Raw genomic sequence first — 20384 nt, 5'->3', positions numbered from 1 at the left:
CCTTTTATACGTCATAATTCACTACATAATGCTGCATTTCTGTATTGTAGTAGCCTTCGCTATATTCAATTACTTCGCCAACTTCATCGTAAGAATAGCGCATACGCTTTAATAACGCTGTCCCCTCTTTTTCGCCTAACGCTTCTGCAACAAAACTAGGCGCGAGTCCAACTGCGAATTCATCTCTGAAGTTTTCTAAATGTATACCTCGGTCCTCAACTAAATCGTAAAGCGATTGTAAATCAAAGTCCGATAAATCTGTACTTGCCATGTGTGCTGAGAAATAGTGCGTATAATGAATGTACGGTGCATCATTTAACGTATATAAACGTTCGATACGAAAACTCTCCTTACCGAATAATCGAAATGGTACCGTTCCTTCTTCATTATGAACGATTTCTGCTTTCAGCAATTTCTTCTGTACTTTATATCCTTCTTCCACTAACACTTCTGTAAATTTCTTACCCTTTGACAACTTTGTCGCAGAAGTATTACGGATGACTTTCGTTCCTTTACCACTTTTCTTTTCCAAGTATCCTTCTTGAGCGAGCTCTTTAATGGCATTTCGTACTGTAATCTTACTAACTTTGAACTCTTCCTCTAATTGCGGTTCTGAAGGAATATTCGTATGAATCGCATATACACCATGCAATATTCGATCACGAATAATATTTTTTATTTGTAAATATAATGGTCCTTTTTTTCTCGTTACGTTCACTGTTACACCCACTACCTTTCTACATCACCTACTGATGCCGTCATTGTCCGAAGTATATCTTTCTCTGATGACATTGGCGTATCACCGACGATTGTATGTGCTAGCATTCCAGCTGCTGACGCAAATGAAACAGCTTTCTCTGGTGCGAACTCTTTTATCTCGCCATGAATAATTCCGCTCGTATAAGCATCTCCAGCACCTATTCTATCATATACAGAAAACGTAAGTGTTTTTGCAAAAGTGAACGCACCATCTTTACATATAAACCCGCGAAGCGAATGTGTATTATCACTGTTAATAGAGCGATGAGTACCAGCGATTGTAGCGATATGATACGTTTCAGCTACCTTTGGAATAAGATCAACAAGTTGCGCCTCTCGCTCCGTTTCTTCGGTTTTCATTCCTAAAACAAACATTGCATCTTTTTCGTTCATCATAACGATATCAGCAAGTCCCAGCATTTCTTCATAATGCGGTTTCGCCTGCTCATATCCGTCTTCTCCCCAAAGAGATGGACGATAATTGCAATCAAAAACGACGGTTCCTCCGTTTTCTTTAACTGCTCTCGCTAAAGACTTCATATGATGGCGCACCGTATCATTCATCGCAAGTGTAATACCGCAAAAATGAACGATATCAATTTCCTTAGCAATTTCTTCAAATTGGTACATCTCTTCAGACGCCGTATTGAAGCTACTTTCTAATCGATTCGAATACGTAACGCGGCTTGCACGTGCACCGAATCCATTTTCTAAAAAATACATACCTACATATTTACCGCCTCTTGAAACAAGAGACGTTTGAATCCCTAACTTTTGAATGTAAGATAAAGCTGCATCTCCGACCGAATTTTCCGGTAAAGTTGAAATAAGAAGCCCTTCATGCCCTAAGTGAGAAAGTGCCGCTGCAACGTTCACACCTGTACCTGAAAATGAGTAATTTAACGTGTTAGCTTGCGACAACAATTCATATCCAGGTACTTGCAGGCGCATCATTACTTCGCCGAATGCTGCAATTTTCTTACGCATATTGATCAACTAGCTTCTTCACTACCGCTAATAACTCACGAACATCTTCTGTTTTCGTATTACCAGTTTCTTTATCAATAATAGAAGAGTACACGTGCGGGATAACTTGCTCTACATTTGCCTCTAATGCGATACGTACAATTGTTTCAAAGTTTTCTTTATCAATTCCGCCTGTTGGCTCTAATGCAAAGCCTTCTTCCGCACATGCTTTCGCAACTGCGCGATATTCTTCTTCATGCGCTAATCCTTTCATTGGGAAGTATTTCAATGAATTTCCGCCCATATCACGTACAAGTGCGATTGCTGTTTTAATTGGAACGATTGCTTTTTCTTCTCCAGCTGCACTAATTGGACCAGTAGAAATATTTACGTACCCTACTTTTCCTGTTGGTGATACTAAACTATTAATCCAGCTATCTTTTCCGCCAAGGTTTGCACGTGTCGCTCCAACTGAAGGGAACACTTGGTTAATATGACTACCAGGATAATGCTTCGCAATTTCAGCTACAACTGCCGCTTGACGATTATCTCCTGCTCCTAGTCCGATTGATACAGCGTCATCAATTTCTTTTCCGTATGCTTTCATTGCAGTTACTGCTTCTTCTACTGTTGGATAGTCTTTTGATAACACTCCCACTACTACATAACCTTCTGCCGCTTCAAAAATGTCTTTTGCATTTCGGATATTGTTTGCTAATACATTTAATGCTACACGGCCTTTATAAAAACGTTTTTGAATGTTTGTCATTTTAGTTTCCCCCTACGATTTCTCTCATTTTTTCTTCAATTACATGTATGTCATCACCTTGAAGTGGACGTGGGTCAATGTCAAAGAATCCTTGTCTTACTCCATAATCACGTGTGTAAATTGCGATTTCCCCTTCGCGTAATGCTGTTACAACGTCTTTTGCTGATTTATTTAACTCTTTCTCGTTAATATGAATACGCGCTCTAAAGATTGCTCTTCCTGCTTCATCTTGAACGATCGTTACATTTACACCATTTAATTCTTTTAGCGGCATAAGTACTTGTAATAACTCTTTTTCTTGCTGGCTCTCATCTTCTTTTACTCCGTACTCATCAAGCGCTTGAAGTAAACCGAAAGTCGTTTCTTTCCCAACTTTCATACTTCTTCCAATGCAATGTAATTGCACTTTCAGCCACTCGATATATTTTCGTTTACCGCCAACAATACCAGAAGTAGGTCCTTCAATTGCCTTTGAACCGCTATAAATGGCAAGGTCTGAATACTTTACATACTTTTGAATATCCTCTTCAGCTGCCGCATCGACGATAAGTGGTACGTTATTTCGCTGCGCAACTTCCCATGCTTCTTCAACAGAAATCATATTTTTTTGCACGGCATGATGGGATTTCACATATAGAATCGCTGCTGTATTTTCACCAATCGCATCTTCAATATGCTCTACTTTCCCTTCATTTGCGTAACCCACTTCAACAAGCTTACCGCCGCCTAAATAAATCATCGTTTCAACAGGAGCACCATATTGAACGTTATGACCTTTTAACATAATCACTTCGTTTTTCGCGATGACTTCTTGATGAAGTCTTTCACTTTTACGACGGTTTCCTTCTGTAACGATACCAGCGATAGAAAGTGCAATTCCGCTCGATGCTGAATTTACAACGACCGCTGCCTCTGAATCTAGAATTCTCGCAATATGGTCTCCCGCTTTATCTACTAAATCAGCAATTTCCACATAATTTTGTCCACCATATTTCATCGCATCCATAACTGTATCTGTAGGAGCGGATACACCTAAAATACTCATTCTACCGCTCGCATTAATCACTCTTTTTAATCCGTACTTAGCATTCAATGAATGACCCATTGATTACAACCCCTTTCGTATCAATTCTTCTTTCAGCAATGCGCTGATCCCCTTCTGAATCAATTAACGTAACCTTCTCATCTTTCACCGTAAATAAAGTTAAGTTTGCAATATCGCCTTCTTGAATACGGCCAAGCTCTGGTTTTTTCAGCCACTCTGCCGCATGTTTCGTCACCGCATCAATTACTTCTTCTAGCGGATACCCTAAGTAAAGGAATTTCGAAAGAACGTGAGCCATACTATACACTGGACCGTGTATACGATTCTTCCGGTAAATGTCTGTACTAATTGTATTAAAGGCAATACCGTGACGCTTCGCCGCTTCTGCTACTTTAAAAGAAAAACTAGCATTACCGTGACCAACATCTAAATGAACACCGCGCTTCACTGCATCTAATAACACAGATAGCGGTTTGCCTTCTTCATCAAATAAATTATTTTCTTTCCCGTTTAAATAATGTGTAATGACATCATCTTTTTCTAAAAGAGGTACAACTTCCTCTATGCGAGGAGGTGCTGAACCGATATGTACCATAATTGGTAATGATGTTTTATGGGATAAAGAGCGTGCAACATGAAGCGGTTCAATTCCACTATCACAAACGACACTTTTACTCATTCTCGCCTTTAACCCAACGATTACATCTTTATACTTTTCTACTGCTTCTATTACTTTCTCTTTATCTATCCATTCCATTTTGGATAATTCATCAATTCGTTTCAAACCGATGCGAGAAATATTTAAAAAGGCAAATAAATTCGTTTTTGCCTGCTCTCTACTTTGTACTAAATCTGCAATGCGATCAGCACCGCAACTACCCGCATCAACAATCGTCGTTACCCCTTGCTTAACGCCAATTTCATCCACCTCATCGCCATACGGATCAAATTCTGGAAAAGCGTGAACGTGCAAATCAATCCAGCCACTCGATACGTAAGTACCAGAGTAATCAAGAACCTTTCCACCTTCGCCAGCACCAGCTTTCGTCACTTGTGCGATTTTATTATTTTCAATTACAATGTCAATCTCTTCCCCGTTCACACGTTTTACATTACGTAGTACGAATCGTTCTGTCATTGTATTTCCACCCTTTTCTATAAGAAGCCATAAGAATACGCTTACATTAAAGTTTCATTTTTATATCTCTTTCACACGTTTAGCGTAACACAAAAAAAGGGTGAAGTAAATATAACGTTATAATGTTTAAAAGTAAATAAAAAGATGCTCCTCCAAAATGTTGATAGTATAGGAAATTATATCAACGATTCGACAAGGAATATCGATTTACCGACAAAAAACGTCAATTTCTTTCTTATATAAGAAAAGGCTGTCCCAAATGGCACAGCCTTTTTCTCTATTCCTGAACCGTCACAATAACCCCATCCATATTGTTCCCGGAAATTTCATACTGCTTATTTGCTGGAACATTCACTTTCATATTCCCAGAAACTTTATAATAAGAAACAGTATATTTCTTACCTTCTACTTCAGTTGAAATCTCTTTTTCCTCTTTTAAAAACTCTAAATATTCCTCTAGTGTGAAATTCTTTTTTTGCATAATCGCACTATGAGGTAATCCGACATAACGTATATGCCACGGCTCATATTGAATGCCTGTAATATGACTTTTATTTTTCGGATAACGTAATACAAAGCCATGCTTCCATACGTTCTCTTCAATCCATTTTCCTTCAGGCGCTTTCTCCATTTTCTTTTGAGTAGACCCAATGTCCAGTGATAATCCTAAATTATGTTCACTGTATTCTGCTGGAAGTGCATAATCAGATCCCATTTTTTCATATAGCTGTTTTTGCTCTTGGAAATCTCTATAGCCACTACTAATCAAAAAATGGTTAACACTTTCTTTGCCAGCCGCATCGACAACGTTCAAAAACTTTTTCATAACATCCTTTGATGAACGAAGATTTCTATCAAATATTACATAGCCTCTCACTAATTCACTATTATGATTTACATTTATAATATCAGACCTAATACTATCTTTTTTTACTGGATAATCCCTGTTAACTAATAATAAATCGCCCTTATAAATTTGTTCCTTCGTAATCTCTTTCCCCTCGGTGTTTGCCGCCTTTACTAGCTCATCTTTTCCGACAATTTTAACATCGATTCCCTTTTGAAATAACGGTGATATATAAACGCCTACACATACTGTGCATGCTATAAAAAAAGAAATAAATACCCACTTTTTCATTTCTAGTTCCTCCTTAACGTAACTTACGTATAGAATAGAAAAAACTATTAAAATAAAAAGTGGGGTAAAGTTTAAATTTTTATTAAATTGTTACATTCTCGTCTTTTGGCAATCGTACTTCAAATATCGTTCTAACTACATTGCTCTCAGCAGAAATCGTACCGTTATGTTGCTCGACAATATTTTTCGCAATAAATAGTCCAAGGCCTGTCCCGCCACGGTTCTCAGTTCTTGCTTTATCACCTGTATAGAACATATCAAAAAGATACGGTAAATCTTCTTCCGGGATGCTATCTCCGTAATTCATAATTTGTACGACAACTTCTCCATTATCAACATACCCATTCATATCAACAAATTGTCCATCATACCCGTAACGAACGGCATTTGTTAACAAGTTTTCAAATACTCTAGCTAACAATTTTCCATCACCGTGCATCGGTAAATGAGGAGCCACGTTCAATCTAGCTTCTAAATGATGTTTTTCTAATAACGGATACAATTCCTCCTCTAACTGTATAAGCAACTCACTTATATCAATCGGCTTTTTATCCAGCTTTAGCATGCCATAATTCATACGTGTAATTTCAAATAGCTCATCAATTAAACTTTCCAGTCTTTGCGATTTTGTATATGCAATTGTGGAGAAATGTTTAATTTGTTCTTTTGTTAAATTTTCATCTTTAAGAATTAAATCTAAATATCCTAACACGGATGTTAATGGTGTTCTTAAATCATGAGCTAAATTCACAACAAGCTGATCTTTACTACTTTCTGCAAAGTCTCCTCTTTCCACAGCTTCTTTTAACTTTTCACTCGCAACATTTATTTCGCGCGCGATATTTCCAAACTCATCATTTGATGAAACTTGAACTTTATTCGTAAAATTACCGTTCGCAAGATGATGAATCCCATTAGAAATTTCATCAAAGTATTTTAAATACGGTTTTGTCAAAAAGAAGAAAAAGATAACAGATAACGGAATAAAGAAAATTAAAAAGAAGTTAATGTCTCCAAATTCCCTTACCATTGACCTAAATTGCGCTAAAGGCTCTTCGTAGCGAACCATTGTTTTATAATACAGCTGCAATCCTTTATAAATTATATAAGTTACAGTTGCTGCAAGCACCATACTTAACGCAAATAAGGCAATCATTTTAAATCGAAAACTTTTCATCATATTAGCCATTGAAAGTATAACCTACTCCCCATACTGTTTTTATTAATTTATCCTTTCTTTTATCTTCTCCAAGTTTCTTCCGCAAAGTACGAATATGTACCATTACTGTATTTCCACCTTCATAATAATCGTCTGCCCATACGTGCTGAAAAATATTTTCCACATTGTACACTTTCTTCGGATGACTCGCTAATAAATATAAAATATCGAACTCTTTCGGCGTTAATTCAATTTGCTCACCATACACATCAACCGTCCTGCGCTCGGGATTAATTACGACTCCGCCTATTTCTAAAGCAGATTTGCTCTCCGCTACTTTCGGTTGATTTAACGTAAAAAACCTACGCAGTTGTGCATTTACACGTGCAACTAATTCTATTGGTGTGAAAGGCTTCGTCATATAATCATCCGCACCTAGTACAAGACCTGTCACCTTATCAAAGTCCGAAGTTTTCGCGCTTAAAAAAATAATCGGCATATGATGTTTCGCGCGAATTTGACGCGTCACCTCATAACCATCCATTTTCGGCATCATAATATCTAAAACTACCAAGTCGATTGGCTGCGTTTCAATAATATGAACCGCCTCTTCCCCATCCGCTGCTTTCACAACATGGTACCCTTCTTTTTCTAAATGTATCTCAATTAAGTCAGCAATTTCCGCCTCATCATCAGCTATTAAAATTGAAATGCGCTTCATTTTACTCCCCCTTTTTCATTCCATTTTTATACGCTAGATTGTAAACTAGTCTATCCAATTTGTACAATACGAAAAGGCTACTCGTTAAAGTAACCTTGGTAAATAAAATTATATCAGCGATTTTTCAATTATATCGACCGTAACTCAAATTATATCAGCGATTATTGAAATATATCGACTTACCGACAATTAACGACAAAATCCTCTCGCTATTTGCGGGCAGCCTAAGGAAGCTCTCCTTTACCGTTCAAAAACAATTCGCTGCTTCGTGATTTCCGTCAGCCTTCCACGATCTACTTCATACTCAGCTTCAACACTTTGCGGCACCATTACTTTCCCACCCCCAAGCATCACTTCCGGTGAAATAATATCCCTCTCCCAATGTCTACTAGAAGCAGATATATCGCCTGGAATCGTAAAGTTAGGCAATGAGGCAAGAGCGACATTTTGCGCTCGTGAAATCCCCATCTCTACCATACCGCCGCACCAAACAGGGATATTATGCTCCATGCAATAATTATGGATTTGAATAGATTCTGTTAATCCGCCCACTCGCCCTGGTTTAATGTTCACAATTTGGCAGCTGCCAAGCGTGATCGCAACGCGCACGTCTTCAAAACTATGAATACTTTCATCTAAACAAATCGGCGTTTCAATTTTCTTTTGCAACTGTGCATGATCAAGAAAATCGTAATCCGCTAACGGTTGTTCAATCATCATTAATTGGAATTCATCTAGTCGTTTCAGCCTCTCCGTATCCGCTAATGTATACGCTGAATTCGCATCTGCCATTAGCGGGATATGCGGAAACTCTTTACGAATCTCTTTCAATAATTCGTAATCATGCTCTGGCTTTATTTTCACTTTAAAACGCTCGTATCCTTCTTCCGCGTACTTCTCTATTTGTTTTAACATAACCGGAATTGTATTGATCCCTATTACAACGCCGACTTCAATTTCAGTGCTAGTTCCGCCAAGAACTGTCGCTAGCGATTTCTTTTGACGCTTCGCATATAAACCCCAAACAGCCCCTTCTATTCCAGCCTTCGCCATCCGGTTTCTTTTGATATGTTGAAACAAACTCGGCACCTCATTCGGATGAGAAATTTCAGCCTTTAATAAATCAGGTAACAAAAAGTCTTGCAGTACATGTAGTGCTGTCTTCACCGTTTCTTCCGTATACCACGGTTCAGAAAATGCAACGACTTCCCCAAATCCAATGTACCCGTCTGTATCCTCTAATTCAATAACAATACTCTCACGCTCTTCGTAAGTCCCGTAGCTCGCAGCAAACGGGATTACGAGTGGCATTTCCGTTATATACAGTTTCGCTTTTTTTATTTCCACTACATCTCCTCCACTAATTGTCTTAACTCTCGTCTTAACAATTTTTTCGAAGCGTTACGTGGTAATTCCTCTAAGAAACATGCTTTCCTCGGCACTTTATATTTCGCTAATTTCTCCTCGCAAAAATGAAGAATTTCTTCTTCTGTTACCGCCCCGCTTTTCACAACAAAAGCAGCTGGTACTTGTCCCCATTTATCATCAGACATACCAACAACACCGGCTTCCGCTATTGCCGGATGAGAGAGTAACACTTCTTCAATTTGAGCTGGGTATATATTCTCTCCGCCAGAAATAATTAAATCGCTGCGGCGGTCTAATACGTATAAAAATCCTTCTTCATCTAGATAACCGAGGTCACCCGTATGAAGCCATCCGTTTTGAATTGTCTCACGCGTCGCATCTTCACGGTTAAAATAACCGCCTGTTACGTTCGGTCCTTTTACTACAATTTCGCCTTCCGCATGTGGCGGCACTACTACGCCGTCTTTTTCAATACGAAGTTGGCACTGGAATAATGGTTTTCCAGCCGAGCCAACTTTCGTTAACATGTAATCTGCTGATAACGTACAAATTTGAGAAGACGTTTCTGTCATACCATACGTTTGATACACAGGGATTCCTTTTTCCACACACGTTTCTAATAGCGGTTTCGGCGCGGGTCCTCCGCCAAGTAACATGCATCGTAAAGAAGCTGGATATGTCCCTTCTCCAAGTCTCTCTAATAAATCTGTTAACATTTTTGATACGACAGAAATAATCGTAACGTCCCTCGTTTGAAGTGCGTTGTGAATAAAATCAGCATCATATTTCGGAACGAGTAAAATGCGCATACCGTACATAATATTTTTCATTAAAAGAGATAGCCCACCAACATGGAACATCGGCATACAAGCTAACCAACAATCATCATCACGAAGACCTAAATTAAGCGAAGAACCAACCGCGCTTGCCCAATGATTTCCGTACGTTAAAATAACGCCTTTCGGTTTTCCTGTCGTCCCAGACGTATAAATAATTGTCATCGCTTCTTCTAAAGAAAATTCTTCTTGTATAGAGGCTTCTACCTTCAGTCCATGCATCACTTCAGCAAATGAATATACAGGAACATCATTAGCATCAAACTGTTGATCCGTCACTAAACAAACAACTTCAGCATCATCCATTTGCCAAAGTAGCTCTTCTCTTGAAAGACGTGTATTTAGAAGTACAGCTACTGCACCTACGTAAGATAGGGCGTGAATAACTGTAATCATCTCCATACCATTTTTCATCAGAACAGCCACCTTTTGCCCTCGCTTCACTCCAACATGCGTGAGGTGCTCACAAACAGATACTACTTTTTCATGTAGCTGCACGAAAGTAACTTTCTCTTCCTCTATTTCAATTGCAGTGCGATCTGGTGTTAAAAATGCACGCTGTATTAACCAATTAGGCATCGTCTCCATTACTCATTCTCCTTTCATGAAAGAAAGAGACCTGATATGACATCAAGTCTCTTAGTTGTTTTGTTTCCGGTTGATCTCATCTAGCTACAGCGGCTAGAACAGTCGGTCGTTTCACGCCTTCCTACGAGGCAAAAAGCGCCTCTACGTCAGGAGTTCCAACGCCCTTTTGTTCTAAGCAAGCCGCTTTCGCTTTTGGTTTCATCAAGGGAAACGAGGGAATTGACCGAAGTCCGGACTGCGTTTTTCTTTGAACGCGTCGCGACCTTCTTTTGCTTCGTCAGTTGTGTAGTACAATAACGTTGCATCTCCAGCTAGTTGTTGAATACCAGCTAGACCGTCTGTGTCTGCGTTGAATGCAGCTTTTAGGAAACGAAGTGCCATTGGGCTGTTTGCTAAGATTTCTTGTGCCCATTGTACTGTTTCTGCTTCAAGCTCTTCTAATGGTACTACTGTGTTTACTAAGCCCATATCAAGCGCTTCCCCAGCACTATATTGACGGCATAGGTACCAAATTTCACGAGCTTTCTTGTGGCCTACCATACGAGCTAAGTAACCAGCTCCGTATCCACCGTCAAAGCTTCCTACTTTAGGACCTGTTTGTCCGAATACAGCGTTGTCTGCAGCGATTGTTAAGTCACATACGATATGAAGTACATGTCCACCACCGATTGCATAACCTGCTACCATTGCGATAACTGGTTTAGGAATTGCGCGAATTAGACGTTGTAAGTCTAATACGTTTAGACGTGGGATTTGGTCGTCACCTACATATCCACCATGACCGCGAACTTTTTGGTCGCCGCCAGAACAGAATGCACGTCCACCTTCACCTGTTAAAATGATAACGCCAACATTTGCATCATCACGAGCATGTGCAAAAGCGTTGATTAACTCCATTACCGTTTTTGGACGGAATGCGTTATGTACTTCAGGACGGTTAATCGAAATTTTTGCGATACCATTGTATGTTGAATAAATAATATCTTCGTAATTGCCTTCTTTTACCCATTCAATAGCCATTACAACTACCTCCTTGTGTATGTCTGATCTCATCTATAAGTGTGACTTCCTTCTTGCTGAAAAAAGCATCACTGCATAGTTTTTAGAAATCCCTTTACTATTGTATCAAACTTTTCCGGTTGTTCCACATGAATTGCATGGCCAGCACCATCAATTTTGACAAATTTCGCGTTCGAGACGCTTTTTTCAATGTTTTTTAATATGCGAAAGAACTTTTCATCATATTCTCCGTTCATTAAAAGAACAGGTATTTTCAAGTTATGTAGCTCTTTCCACCATGAAGGCTGAGCCCCTGTTCCCATGCCGCGCAAGCTATTTGCAAGTCCTTTTGGATTGTTAGCAAGTCGCTCTTTTCGCACTGCTTCTTGTACGTTTTCTGCTAAACGTTTTTGCGTTTCAAAAAGCGGAATATTTTCCCACATGGATACAAAACTTTCTATGCCTTCTCGCTCAATTTTATCGGCAAGTCGATCATCTTTTTCACGACGTTCTTTTCTATCCGCTTCATTTTCGAGCCCAGCTGTACAATTTTCTAATAAAAGAGAATGTACATACTCTGGATATAAACAAGCCAACGTAATCGCTAGTCTACCACCCATTGAATAGCCGAGTATGTGCGCTTTTTCAATATGAAGATAGTCTAGTAGCTCTTTCATTTGCACTGCCGCATTTCGAATATCATAATGCGTCACATCTTCGGGACTTTCTGTTTTTCCATGCCCAACAAGATCTACTACAATAACTTGAAACTGCTCGCTCCATGAAGGAATAAAAGAACGCCACGTTTCCATACTTCCCGTAAAACCATGAAGAAGTAGAAGTGGTTCCCCGCTTCCGACTACTTCATATTCATACGATACACCTTGCAGCGTTACGTTCATTTTGATTCACCTTGTAAAGATGTAGTAATCACGTCCATCGTTTTTGCCCATAATGTCCGGTGCAATATTAAGTTTTCATCACGGTTCGTACAAATTTCCACAACGTGTAAACCTTCTGTAGTCGTTCCTTTTTGTACCTCTTCTCGGAAGCTTTCCCAACCATTTACACGGCTAAATGAACCACCGTACATTTTAACAACGTGTTCATAATCAAGACCAATTGGTGTTCCAAATAATGATTCGAAATGTTCCTTTTTCTCATACTGTGGTAAGAATGAGAAAATACCCCCGCCATCATTATTTACAACGACAATTGTTATATTTAATTCATGTAATTTCGCTGCTAACAGCCCATTTAAATCGTGATAAAATGATAAATCACCAATAATTAATACGAGCGGATCGCAAATAATGCTCGCTCCTAAAGCTGTCGAAATGATTCCGTCAATCCCATTTACACCGCGGTTTGCCATCACTTGAATATTTTTATCCGATGTGAAGAAGAATGAATCCGTATCACGAATTGGCATACTATTACTTGCAAATAACGTTGCTCCTTCTGGTAATACGCGGACAATATCCGTAATGACTTTCCCTTCAAATGCAGTATCATATGTCTCCATTTCACGAAGCGTTTCCTTCGTTTTTTCGTTTATATGTTTCCACATTCCGAACCAATCATTCTTTTTCATAACTGGCATTTTTTCTATTAGTGTACTGCAAAATACAATATCACTTGCTTGGACAACTTCTGTCGCAACGAGAGCTGGATCTCTCCATTGTCCAGATTCATCAACAACGATATGAACTGCTTTCGTTTGTTTTTTTATGAACTGTGTTAATGATTTGGAAACAGGCATACCACCAAAGCGAATTAAAACGTCCGGTTTCCACGTTTCTTTTAACTGTTCATTTCGTAGAAATGTGTCATAACAGTCGATTACCATCGTTTTATCGTGATGTCCGCTACGAATATTAGAAAGCGGATCTGCCAATATTGGATATCCAGTTTTTTCAGCTAATTCTGCCGCAAATGCTGCGAGTTCTGAATGACTATCGTCTCCACAAATAATAAGCCCCTTCTCCATATGCGAAAGGCGCCCTACAAGCGAATCTACATATTCACTCGGCATCGTCACGTTCCCTTGCTGAACTACTCCTGTATATTCCCCGCGTCCTTTATCCCATAAATCTTCTAATGAGAAATCCGGGATAAGCGGTTCGCGTACTGGAAAATTAAGATGAACAGGTCCTTGCGGCGCTAAACAAGCACTCGCTATCATACGCTGCGTTGTCATGCGAGCGTAATGATACATCGCTTCACTCGCTTCTGGAAGAGCCATCTCTGTAAATTGCTTCACAAATGTACCGTATAAATTGAATTGATTCATCGCTTGTGGTGCACCGACATCTCTTAATTCATGCGGTCTATCTGCCGTTAAGACGATAAGCGGCACTCTTGAATGAAAAGCTTCACATACAGCTGGATAGTAATTAGCTGCTGCCGTTCCTGATGTACACAATAATGCAACAGGACGTTTTTTCGCTTTTGCGATACCGAGCGCAAAAAATCCTGCAGATCTTTCATCTACATGTAAATATGTGTTCATTCCTTCATGTTGTTCCATTAGTAGAGCAATCGGCGTTGACCGTGAGCCTGGACTAATGACAACATCACATACATTTAGACGCGTCAGTTCATCCACGAACGCGCCTAAATAATATGATAATGCTTCTATATGATTGTTCATTTCATTAATTCCTCCAAAGCACCAAGCATCGGTCTAAACTTCAAACTTGTTTCTTCATATTCAAGTTGCGGTACAGAATCAATTACAATCCCGCAACCGGCAAATAAGGATGCTTTCTCGCCATTTAATAACCCGCAGCGGAGTGCAACCGCAAACTCACCATTTCCTTCATCATCTATCCAGCCAATCGGTGCGCCATATAATCCTCTGTCTAACAATTCAACATCACGAATCAGTTTCATCGCTTCCAAACGAGGTGTCCCGCCAAGAGCTGGTGTTGGATGTAATTCTTCTACCATTGTTAAAAGACTCGCATCGCCTTTTGCCTCTACAGGCGTATATAAATGAATTAAGTTTTTCGTTGTTAATAAGCCCGGCCTTTCCGGAATATTAACGGATTCGCAGTGCTCATTTAATACCGACCTAATCATGTTCACAACATAACCGTGTTCAGCTAAATTCTTTTCATCATGAAGAAGCGCATTACTATTTCGCTTACTTTCTTCTATAGATTGACCATGGCCAGTTGAACCAGCAAGACACATCGAAGTAAACTTCTCATCTTCTTTGCGAATTAACCTCTCTGGCGTCGCTCCTAAGAAACATGCTCCTTTATAATCAAAAGAAAATACGTAACAATCCGGTTGCCCAATACGAAGTGCTTCTAAGACAAGAGCAGAATCAATATGATGATCCATCTCTACTTTTAACTCCCTCGCTAATACAACCTTCTGCACGTTCCCCAGCTTCATTTCATCTTGTACTTTCTCAATGGCCTCCATCCAGCCTTTCGGATCCACTTCTACTTTAGAAGTAACTGTTAATTTCGATCCTTCTAATGCACATTTACTCTCCCCAAAAATTTTCTCTTCTAAAGAAACAATTTCGTTATAAAGAGTTTCTGCACAATCTGTTGCTGAAACGAATGTATTCATTGTTAACCATGCTTTTTCATTTTTTACAGTTAATAAAAATGCTGGTAGTGAAAATGTCGTATCATCAAATTCTTTCCATAAGTCCGTTTTCTCTTTTTCTTGGTCAAATGAAAATCCACCAAATAAAAGAGGACCTGTTCCAAATTCGTATTTTTCTCTTTGTACAAATGCTTTCTCTTTTACTTTATCCCACTCGTCACGAGCAGTTTGAAAGCGTTTGTGAGAAGCAGTTGCTATAGTGAAAACAGAGCCAATTCCAGAAAATATTACATGCTGAACTGGGTCTGCAAAATAACATCTATTTTCGAATGCAATCCTTTTTCCTGCTGCATAAAACAGAAGCGGATCCATCCAGTCTATTTGTTTTACGAAGCTAACCAATATTTTTTCATCAGTTGCACGCTTAATGGCTGCACTAAGAGCTTCTTGCAAGCCTATTTGTTTCGTTTGAATCACAATTGTCTCCCCCCTATGGGCGAAAAATAGTCATAATTACGCTTGATTTTAAGATACACCTCAAACGAAAGGCCTGTCAACGTTTAGCATTTCTGAGAAATTCACCTTCTCTTCCTAGAAAATAAACGTTGACACTAAATGATGCTTTTTCTACACTTAGTTGTGTACAATATGTGACCAAAGGAGGATTCAACATGGAAATGAACGTCGAAACGAATTCCTCTCCTACGGCGCCAAAGCCAAGTAAGCAAACAGGCTGGCGCATTTGGTGGAGTTTACTACGTCCTCATACATTAACAGCAGCTTTCGTTCCTGTTTTCATCGGAACAGCCTATGCGATGCAAGTCGGAGGTATAAATCAAATACATCTTCCTCTTTTCCTTATGATGCTTCTTGCTTGTCTTCTCATTCAAGCAGCAACAAACATGTTTAATGAATACTTTGATTATAAAAGAGGACTCGATCACGAAGGTTCAGTTGGTATCGGCGGCGCTATCGTTCGCGATGGCATTCAACCAAAAACGGTGCTTAACTTAGCATTTGGATTTTTCGGGATCGCAATACTATTAGGTGTTTATATTTGTATGAATTCTAGCTGGTGGCTCGCTGCAATCGGTCTTGTTTGTATGGCCGTTGCTTATCTTTATACAGGTGGGCCACTTCCAATTGCATATACACCATTTGGAGAGTTGACAGCCGGATTATTTATGGGTGTCATTATTATTGGGATTTCATTCTTTATTCAAACTGGCACTGTAACATCAGAAGTCATTTTACTATCTATTCCAAGCTCCATTTTAATTGGTGCCATTTTACTAGCTAATAATATTCGTGACTTGGATGGCGATAAAGAAAACGGTCGTAAAACGTTAGCAATTCTCGTGGGACGTGAAAGAGCTGTTGGTGTACTTGCTTCGATGTTCATCGTTTCCTACATTTGGACAATTGCTTTAATTATCGTGGGCATCGTATCACCATGGATGCTTATCGTATTTTTAAGTGCACCGAAAGCATTTAAAGCGACGAAAGGCTTTATCGGCAAAAGCATTCCAATGGAAATGGTACCTGCGATGATTGCAACAGCAAAAACAAATACAATCTTCGGTTTCCTAATGGGAATCGGATTATTACTTGGATATTTTCTATAAAAGGAGCTGCTTATGCGGCTCCTTTTTCATATCTGAAATTCATCTCATAATTCCTACTCTCAACGCTCATACTATGTAAAGAAACTGAATTGTAGGAAGGTGGACGACTATGTTAACTCCACAACAAATAGGCCAATTTAAATCCATTTTAGAAAAACAAAAACAAGAACTAGAGCAAACGATACAAACTCATGAAAATACAGATCGTGCTTCTGAACGCGATTCAGTAGGAGAACTGTCTAGCTATGACAACCATCCAGGTGATATGGCTACAGAATTATACGAACGAGAAAAAGATTTCGGACTCATCGAATTTTGGCATAAACAACTAGATGATACAAAACATGCTCTGCAAAAAATTGAAGCTGGTACGTACGGCATTTGTGAAGTATCTGGTGAAGAAATTCCGTTTGAAAGATTAGAGGCAATGCCAACCGCTACAACGTGTATTCAGCACACTACAAATAAATTAAATATGAACACGCGACCAGTTGAAGAAGAGGTGTTGGCTCCTTCTTTTCACAAGCACGACGAAGATCATTCTGTAGAATACGATGCTGAAGATGCATGGCAAGATGTCGCAAATTACGGGACATCAGAAACACCGTCCGATTTAGAAAGACAGGATTCCAAAAACTATAATGGCATGTACGTAAATAGCGAGGAAAATGTTGGGTATGTAGAGGATTTTGAAAATTTTATAGGAACAGACATGTATGGCAAAAATCCGCAAGTTTTCGCCACAGAAGAACATGAAGAGTATGAACAAATGCTTGATGACTTTGAAGAGCGCACTTTCAAAGGCGAGTTATCTTCAAATGAATCTAGTTCCAAAGAATAAAAAAAGCATTCCGAAAATCGGAATGCTTTTTATCGCTAGCTAATTAGTTTTTTGTAACGTTAGCTGCTTGTGGTCCGCGGTTTCCTTCAACGATTTCGAAAGAAACTTCTTGACCTTCTTCTAAAGTTTTGAAGCCGTCGCCTTGGATAGCTGAGAAATGTACGAATACGTCTTCTCCGCCTTCAACTTCGATGAAGCCAAAACCTTTTTCGCCGTTAAACCATTTAACTTTACCTGTTTGCATGTCATGTACCTCCTAAATAAAAATGAAACTATGAATCCACATGAAAAGGTGGATATAAAGGACATGAATGTATAACAAGCTTACAGCCTTTAATACAACGTGCTTTATTTCCGTACCACATTATGTAGCTCAATAGTGCTTTCACTATATCATGCTATATCGAAAACGTCAAATGAGAACACTTTCATTCCATCATTTTTTATAATCCTAGTATAACCTTAAATTTTCATTCTATTTTTATTCGAAAATTAACAAAACTATAGTGTTCTAATTCTTTTAACTTCTGTACAATATAATTACTACATATTTATGAGGTGAAAAAATGCAAGCACATGAAATCGAATATAAGTTATATGGCGATGATATGCAATTTGTTGAAATTGAATTAGATCCAAAGGAAAGCGTTGTCGCAGAAGCGGGCGCAATGATGATGATGGAAGACTACATCGAAATGGAGACAATCTTCGGTGATGGTTCTGGCCCATCTAACGGTCTATTCGGAAAATTAATGGGAGCAGGTAAACGTCTCGTTACAGGTGAAAGCATGTTTATGACTGTATTTACAAATACAGGGCACGGCAAACGCCACGTCTCATTTGCTGCTCCTTATCCTGGTAAAATTATTCCTGTAGATTTAACAGAATACCAAGGGAAAATCGTTTGTCAAAAAGATGCCTTTCTTTGTGCCGCAAAAGGTGTTTCTATTGGAATTGAATTTACAAAAAAAATAGGAACTGGTTTCTTCGGTGGTGAAGGTTTCATCATGCAGAAACTTGAAGGTGATGGCCTCGCTTTCATGCACGCAGGCGGAACTGTATATAAACGTGAATTAAAACCTGGTGAGAAACTTCGCATTGATACAGGTTGTCTCGTTGCCATGACAAAGGATATTAACTATGATATCGAATTCGTTGGAAAAGTAAAAACAGCTCTATTTGGCGGTGAGGGTTTATTCTTCGCAACATTAGAAGGTCCTGGAACAGTTTGGATTCAGTCCTTAACACTTAGCCGATTAGCAGCACGCCTTACAAGCCCAGCAGCGCAAAGTACTGGTGAAGGTAGTGTATTAGGTGGAATCGGTCGTTTATTGGATGGGAAAGAGTAAAAAGGGCCCTTATGTTGGCATGGCCATCGACTAATAAAATACTACAATTAAAACACCCTTGCTTGCAGTAATGCAGTGAAAGGGTGTTTTAATTTACGTCTACAAACGAGAAAAAGCAGTTAAAATAAAGTAATAAGGTTTACTTCAGTAAAATAAGGTATATTATATTTGTTGAATAGATTCTCTTTAAACACAAGAAAAGTAGGTGAAAAAAGTGGGAAAATATCAATTAGATTCCAAAAGTCAGGTAGCTGTGGCAAAGTTTCATGAAAAACAGAAGCCTGCCAAATTTGATAAAAAGCAGCAACTTGAACAATTGCGTGCGGAGTATTTGAAAAAAAAGCAAAAACAAACAGATAAATAATATGTTTCGTTTCCCGAAATTTTCGGTATATAGTGCGAACAAACACAAGAAAATAGGTAATCATCGTTCAAATATATACAGGCTATTTTTTCAAACCTCTTACAAGCCCAGCATTATAAAGTACTGTTGAAGGTAGTATATTAGGTGAACTTGATTTCCTTTTAGATGGAAAAGAGTAAAAAAATGCCTCCAATGCAAAAAAAACATCGGAGGCATTTCTCTAAAGTTTATGAATATGGCATTTTATTTTTACTTCGGAGGGCTATACATACCATTTCGAATCATATAATACTCCATCGCTTCATTAAGCCATGCCTCTTCTTCTTCCGTGTAAGGAGATGGTATCATATTATTATATTGTTCTTCTACATTCTCTAATTTACCTAAAGAATACATTGTCTCTTCACCAACATACTTAAGAGTCGCCTTCATATGTTCATCAACCAATTTTTGCACTTCTGAATCCTCAATTTGTCTTCCAAATAACCTTTTCACTTCTTTTGCTAAACGCACAAACTCTTTATCAAGTGCTATGCCCTCTTCTTCCGGCTTATTATATAATCCATCAGCCAATTCTTTTGATACATATCCTTCAAGCCATAAACGTTGTTCGTTTTCTTTTTGAATGCTGTTAATTAGACTCATTAATATGTCACTATCCAACTCTTCATCTTCCTCAAGACATACCATTGTTCGTTCAAGCGCCTTTATCGAAACTTCAATGTGTCTTCTCTTTTCTTCAAAGGCTTTTCTTTGTTGTTCCAACGTTTCTTTTAAATTTACATTCAAACTTGGCATTTTCAGCATAACGCGTATTTCTTCTAAGCTATATCCTAATACTTTAAGACTCACTATTTTCTGTAGATCTAATATATCTTTTCCTTTGTACACACGGTGACCAGAGCAAACATTCTTTTCAGGTTTAAGTAGTCCAATTTCATCGTAATATTGTAGTGTCCGTATTGATGTGCCTGTTCTCTTTGAAAACTCACCAATTGAACAGCCTTCCTTTTTGCTCATCTTACACTCCTCCTAACAATATGTTTACAAAAATCATACTCCCTCACGTAACTGTAGGTTCAAGCCTTTTTTCCAAAAGAATGAATCAAGTTCCTCACTGCATATATTAAACTATACCTTTTCTTAAGGAGG

At 38.7% G+C, this 20384-nt stretch carries 20 protein-coding genes; 4 read left to right on the top strand and 16 right to left on the bottom strand.

Annotated features, from left to right (window positions below; genetic code table 11):
* Window positions 1–4: 4 nt before the first annotated feature.
* The 14 genes from C4S65_RS00250 to C4S65_RS00180 all read right to left on the bottom strand — a co-directional run bounded on the left by C4S65_RS00250 (window position 5) and on the right by C4S65_RS00180 (window position 15530).
* On the bottom strand, window positions 5–730 hold the full coding sequence (locus tag C4S65_RS00250) for a GntR family transcriptional regulator (protein WP_000539264.1): 726 nt from the start codon (window positions 728–730) through the stop codon (window positions 5–7).
* Entirely contained in the window at window positions 730–1746 is a 1017-nt protein-coding gene (locus C4S65_RS00245) for a sugar kinase (RefSeq protein ID WP_001227502.1), read from the bottom strand. The genes C4S65_RS00250 and C4S65_RS00245 overlap by 1 nt, the downstream gene beginning before the upstream one ends.
* Window positions 1739–2494 (bottom strand): KDGP aldolase family protein, encoded by a 756-nt coding sequence (locus tag C4S65_RS00240; RefSeq protein WP_000181936.1) that lies wholly within the window; start codon window positions 2492–2494, stop codon window positions 1739–1741. The genes C4S65_RS00245 and C4S65_RS00240 overlap by 8 nt, the downstream gene beginning before the upstream one ends.
* 1 nt (window position 2495) lies before the next feature.
* Entirely contained in the window at window positions 2496–3599 is a 1104-nt protein-coding gene (locus tag C4S65_RS00235) for a DgaE family pyridoxal phosphate-dependent ammonia lyase (RefSeq protein ID WP_000510123.1), read from the bottom strand.
* Window positions 3577–4677, bottom strand: a complete 1101-nt coding sequence (locus tag C4S65_RS00230) for an amidohydrolase/deacetylase family metallohydrolase (RefSeq protein ID WP_000139963.1) — start codon at window positions 4675–4677, stop codon at window positions 3577–3579. Before C4S65_RS00230 ends, C4S65_RS00235 begins: the two co-directional genes overlap by 23 nt.
* 277 nt (window positions 4678–4954) lie before the next feature.
* Window positions 4955–5815, bottom strand: coding sequence for a M15 family metallopeptidase (locus C4S65_RS00225; RefSeq protein WP_098838569.1), 861 nt, complete (start codon window positions 5813–5815; stop codon window positions 4955–4957).
* Between the two features lie 82 nt (window positions 5816–5897).
* Entirely contained in the window at window positions 5898–7004 is a 1107-nt protein-coding gene (locus C4S65_RS00220; RefSeq protein ID WP_000002608.1) for a HAMP domain-containing sensor histidine kinase, read from the bottom strand.
* Window positions 6997–7695 (bottom strand): response regulator transcription factor, encoded by a 699-nt coding sequence (locus C4S65_RS00215; RefSeq protein WP_000822510.1) that lies wholly within the window; start codon window positions 7693–7695, stop codon window positions 6997–6999. The genes C4S65_RS00220 and C4S65_RS00215 overlap by 8 nt, the downstream gene beginning before the upstream one ends.
* A 240-nt stretch (window positions 7696–7935) precedes the next feature.
* Window positions 7936–9042 carry an o-succinylbenzoate synthase gene (menC, locus tag C4S65_RS00205; protein WP_098838570.1) on the bottom strand — a complete coding sequence of 369 codons (1107 nt, stop codon included), beginning with the start codon at window positions 9040–9042 and terminating at the stop codon, window positions 7936–7938.
* Complete coding sequence (locus C4S65_RS00200) at window positions 9042–10487, bottom strand: o-succinylbenzoate--CoA ligase (protein WP_000449532.1); 1446 nt, start codon at window positions 10485–10487, stop codon at window positions 9042–9044. Before C4S65_RS00200 ends, menC begins: the two co-directional genes overlap by 1 nt.
* 201 nt (window positions 10488–10688) lie before the next feature.
* Window positions 10689–11507, bottom strand: a complete 819-nt coding sequence (menB, locus tag C4S65_RS00195; protein WP_000963887.1) for a 1,4-dihydroxy-2-naphthoyl-CoA synthase — start codon at window positions 11505–11507, stop codon at window positions 10689–10691.
* Between the two features lie 68 nt (window positions 11508–11575).
* A complete protein-coding gene (gene menH / locus C4S65_RS00190; protein ID WP_061667096.1) occupies window positions 11576–12388 on the bottom strand; it encodes a 2-succinyl-6-hydroxy-2,4-cyclohexadiene-1-carboxylate synthase in 813 nt (270 codons plus the stop codon).
* A complete protein-coding gene (gene menD, locus C4S65_RS00185) occupies window positions 12385–14139 on the bottom strand; it encodes a 2-succinyl-5-enolpyruvyl-6-hydroxy-3-cyclohexene-1-carboxylic-acid synthase (protein WP_001059213.1) in 1755 nt (584 codons plus the stop codon). Before menD ends, menH begins: the two co-directional genes overlap by 4 nt.
* Window positions 14136–15530, bottom strand: a complete 1395-nt coding sequence (locus C4S65_RS00180) for an isochorismate synthase (protein ID WP_061667095.1) — start codon at window positions 15528–15530, stop codon at window positions 14136–14138. Before C4S65_RS00180 ends, menD begins: the two co-directional genes overlap by 4 nt.
* A 194-nt stretch (window positions 15531–15724) precedes the next feature.
* On the opposite strand from C4S65_RS00180, the gene C4S65_RS00175 reads away from it, so the two are divergent.
* Together C4S65_RS00175 and C4S65_RS00170 are read left to right on the top strand one after the other, a co-directional pair.
* Complete coding sequence (locus C4S65_RS00175) at window positions 15725–16678, top strand: 1,4-dihydroxy-2-naphthoate polyprenyltransferase (RefSeq protein WP_000425752.1); 954 nt, start codon at window positions 15725–15727, stop codon at window positions 16676–16678.
* 109 nt (window positions 16679–16787) lie between these two features.
* On the top strand, window positions 16788–17519 hold the full coding sequence (locus C4S65_RS00170; RefSeq protein WP_000957355.1) for a yteA family sporulation protein: 732 nt from the start codon (window positions 16788–16790) through the stop codon (window positions 17517–17519).
* Window positions 17520–17562: 43 nt separating this feature from the next.
* Here C4S65_RS00170 and cspD read toward each other — a convergent pair whose 3' ends face one another.
* A complete protein-coding gene (gene cspD, locus C4S65_RS00165; RefSeq protein WP_001193052.1) occupies window positions 17563–17763 on the bottom strand; it encodes a cold-shock protein CspD in 201 nt (66 codons plus the stop codon).
* 322 nt (window positions 17764–18085) lie between these two features.
* Here cspD and C4S65_RS00160 point away from each other — a divergent pair, with 322 nt between their 5' ends.
* Together C4S65_RS00160 and C4S65_RS34180 are read left to right on the top strand one after the other, a co-directional pair.
* Window positions 18086–18868 carry a TIGR00266 family protein gene (locus C4S65_RS00160; RefSeq protein ID WP_001147843.1) on the top strand — a complete coding sequence of 261 codons (783 nt, stop codon included), beginning with the start codon at window positions 18086–18088 and terminating at the stop codon, window positions 18866–18868.
* Between the two features lie 214 nt (window positions 18869–19082).
* The gene (locus C4S65_RS34180) at window positions 19083–19232 is read left to right on the top strand and encodes a hypothetical protein (protein ID WP_000521642.1); all 150 of its coding nucleotides are present in this window, start codon (window positions 19083–19085) and stop codon (window positions 19230–19232) included.
* Between the two features lie 249 nt (window positions 19233–19481).
* Here the strand turns inward: C4S65_RS34180 and C4S65_RS00150 are convergent, their stop codons facing one another.
* Entirely contained in the window at window positions 19482–20252 is a 771-nt protein-coding gene (locus C4S65_RS00150) for a MerR family transcriptional regulator (RefSeq protein WP_061667094.1), read from the bottom strand.
* Between the last annotated feature and the right edge of the window lie 132 nt (window positions 20253–20384).

The sequence above is a fragment of the Bacillus sp. ok061 genome, from assembly GCF_900108285.1.
Classification (GTDB): domain Bacteria; phylum Bacillota; class Bacilli; order Bacillales; family Bacillaceae_G; genus Bacillus_A; species Bacillus_A thuringiensis_S.
Note: the sequence above shows the minus strand (reverse complement) of the source record. Positions and strands in the feature narration are given on the sequence as shown.

What these genes read in the sequence shown, in the direction of transcription:
- C4S65_RS00245 (WP_001227502.1), bottom strand. Translation starts at nt 1,746, where the DNA reads ATGCGTAAGAAAATTGCAGCATTCGGCGAAGTAATGATGCGCCTGCAA.
- C4S65_RS00240 (WP_000181936.1), bottom strand. Translation starts at nt 2,494, where the DNA reads ATGACAAACATTCAAAAACGTTTTTATAAAGGCCGTGTAGCATTAAAT.
- C4S65_RS00235 (WP_000510123.1), bottom strand. Translation starts at nt 3,599, where the DNA reads ATGGGTCATTCATTGAATGCTAAGTACGGATTAAAAAGAGTGATTAAT.
- C4S65_RS00230 (WP_000139963.1), bottom strand. Translation starts at nt 4,677, where the DNA reads ATGACAGAACGATTCGTACTACGTAATGTAAAACGTGTGAACGGGGAA.
- C4S65_RS00225 (WP_098838569.1), bottom strand. Translation starts at nt 5,815, where the DNA reads ATGAAAAAGTGGGTATTTATTTCTTTTTTTATAGCATGCACAGTATGT.
- C4S65_RS00220 (WP_000002608.1), bottom strand. Translation starts at nt 7,004, where the DNA reads ATGGCTAATATGATGAAAAGTTTTCGATTTAAAATGATTGCCTTATTT.
- C4S65_RS00215 (WP_000822510.1), bottom strand. Translation starts at nt 7,695, where the DNA reads ATGAAGCGCATTTCAATTTTAATAGCTGATGATGAGGCGGAAATTGCT.
- C4S65_RS00200 (WP_000449532.1), bottom strand. Translation starts at nt 10,487, where the DNA reads ATGGAGACGATGCCTAATTGGTTAATACAGCGTGCATTTTTAACACCA.
- menB (WP_000963887.1), bottom strand. Translation starts at nt 11,507, where the DNA reads ATGGCTATTGAATGGGTAAAAGAAGGCAATTACGAAGATATTATTTAT.
- menH (WP_061667096.1), bottom strand. Translation starts at nt 12,388, where the DNA reads ATGAACGTAACGCTGCAAGGTGTATCGTATGAATATGAAGTAGTCGGA.
- menD (WP_001059213.1), bottom strand. Translation starts at nt 14,139, where the DNA reads ATGAACAATCATATAGAAGCATTATCATATTATTTAGGCGCGTTCGTG.
- C4S65_RS00175 (WP_000425752.1), top strand. Translation starts at nt 15,725, where the DNA reads ATGGAAATGAACGTCGAAACGAATTCCTCTCCTACGGCGCCAAAGCCA.
- C4S65_RS00170 (WP_000957355.1), top strand. Translation starts at nt 16,788, where the DNA reads ATGTTAACTCCACAACAAATAGGCCAATTTAAATCCATTTTAGAAAAA.
- cspD (WP_001193052.1), bottom strand. Translation starts at nt 17,763, where the DNA reads ATGCAAACAGGTAAAGTTAAATGGTTTAACGGCGAAAAAGGTTTTGGC.
- C4S65_RS00160 (WP_001147843.1), top strand. Translation starts at nt 18,086, where the DNA reads ATGCAAGCACATGAAATCGAATATAAGTTATATGGCGATGATATGCAA.
- C4S65_RS00150 (WP_061667094.1), bottom strand. Translation starts at nt 20,252, where the DNA reads ATGAGCAAAAAGGAAGGCTGTTCAATTGGTGAGTTTTCAAAGAGAACA.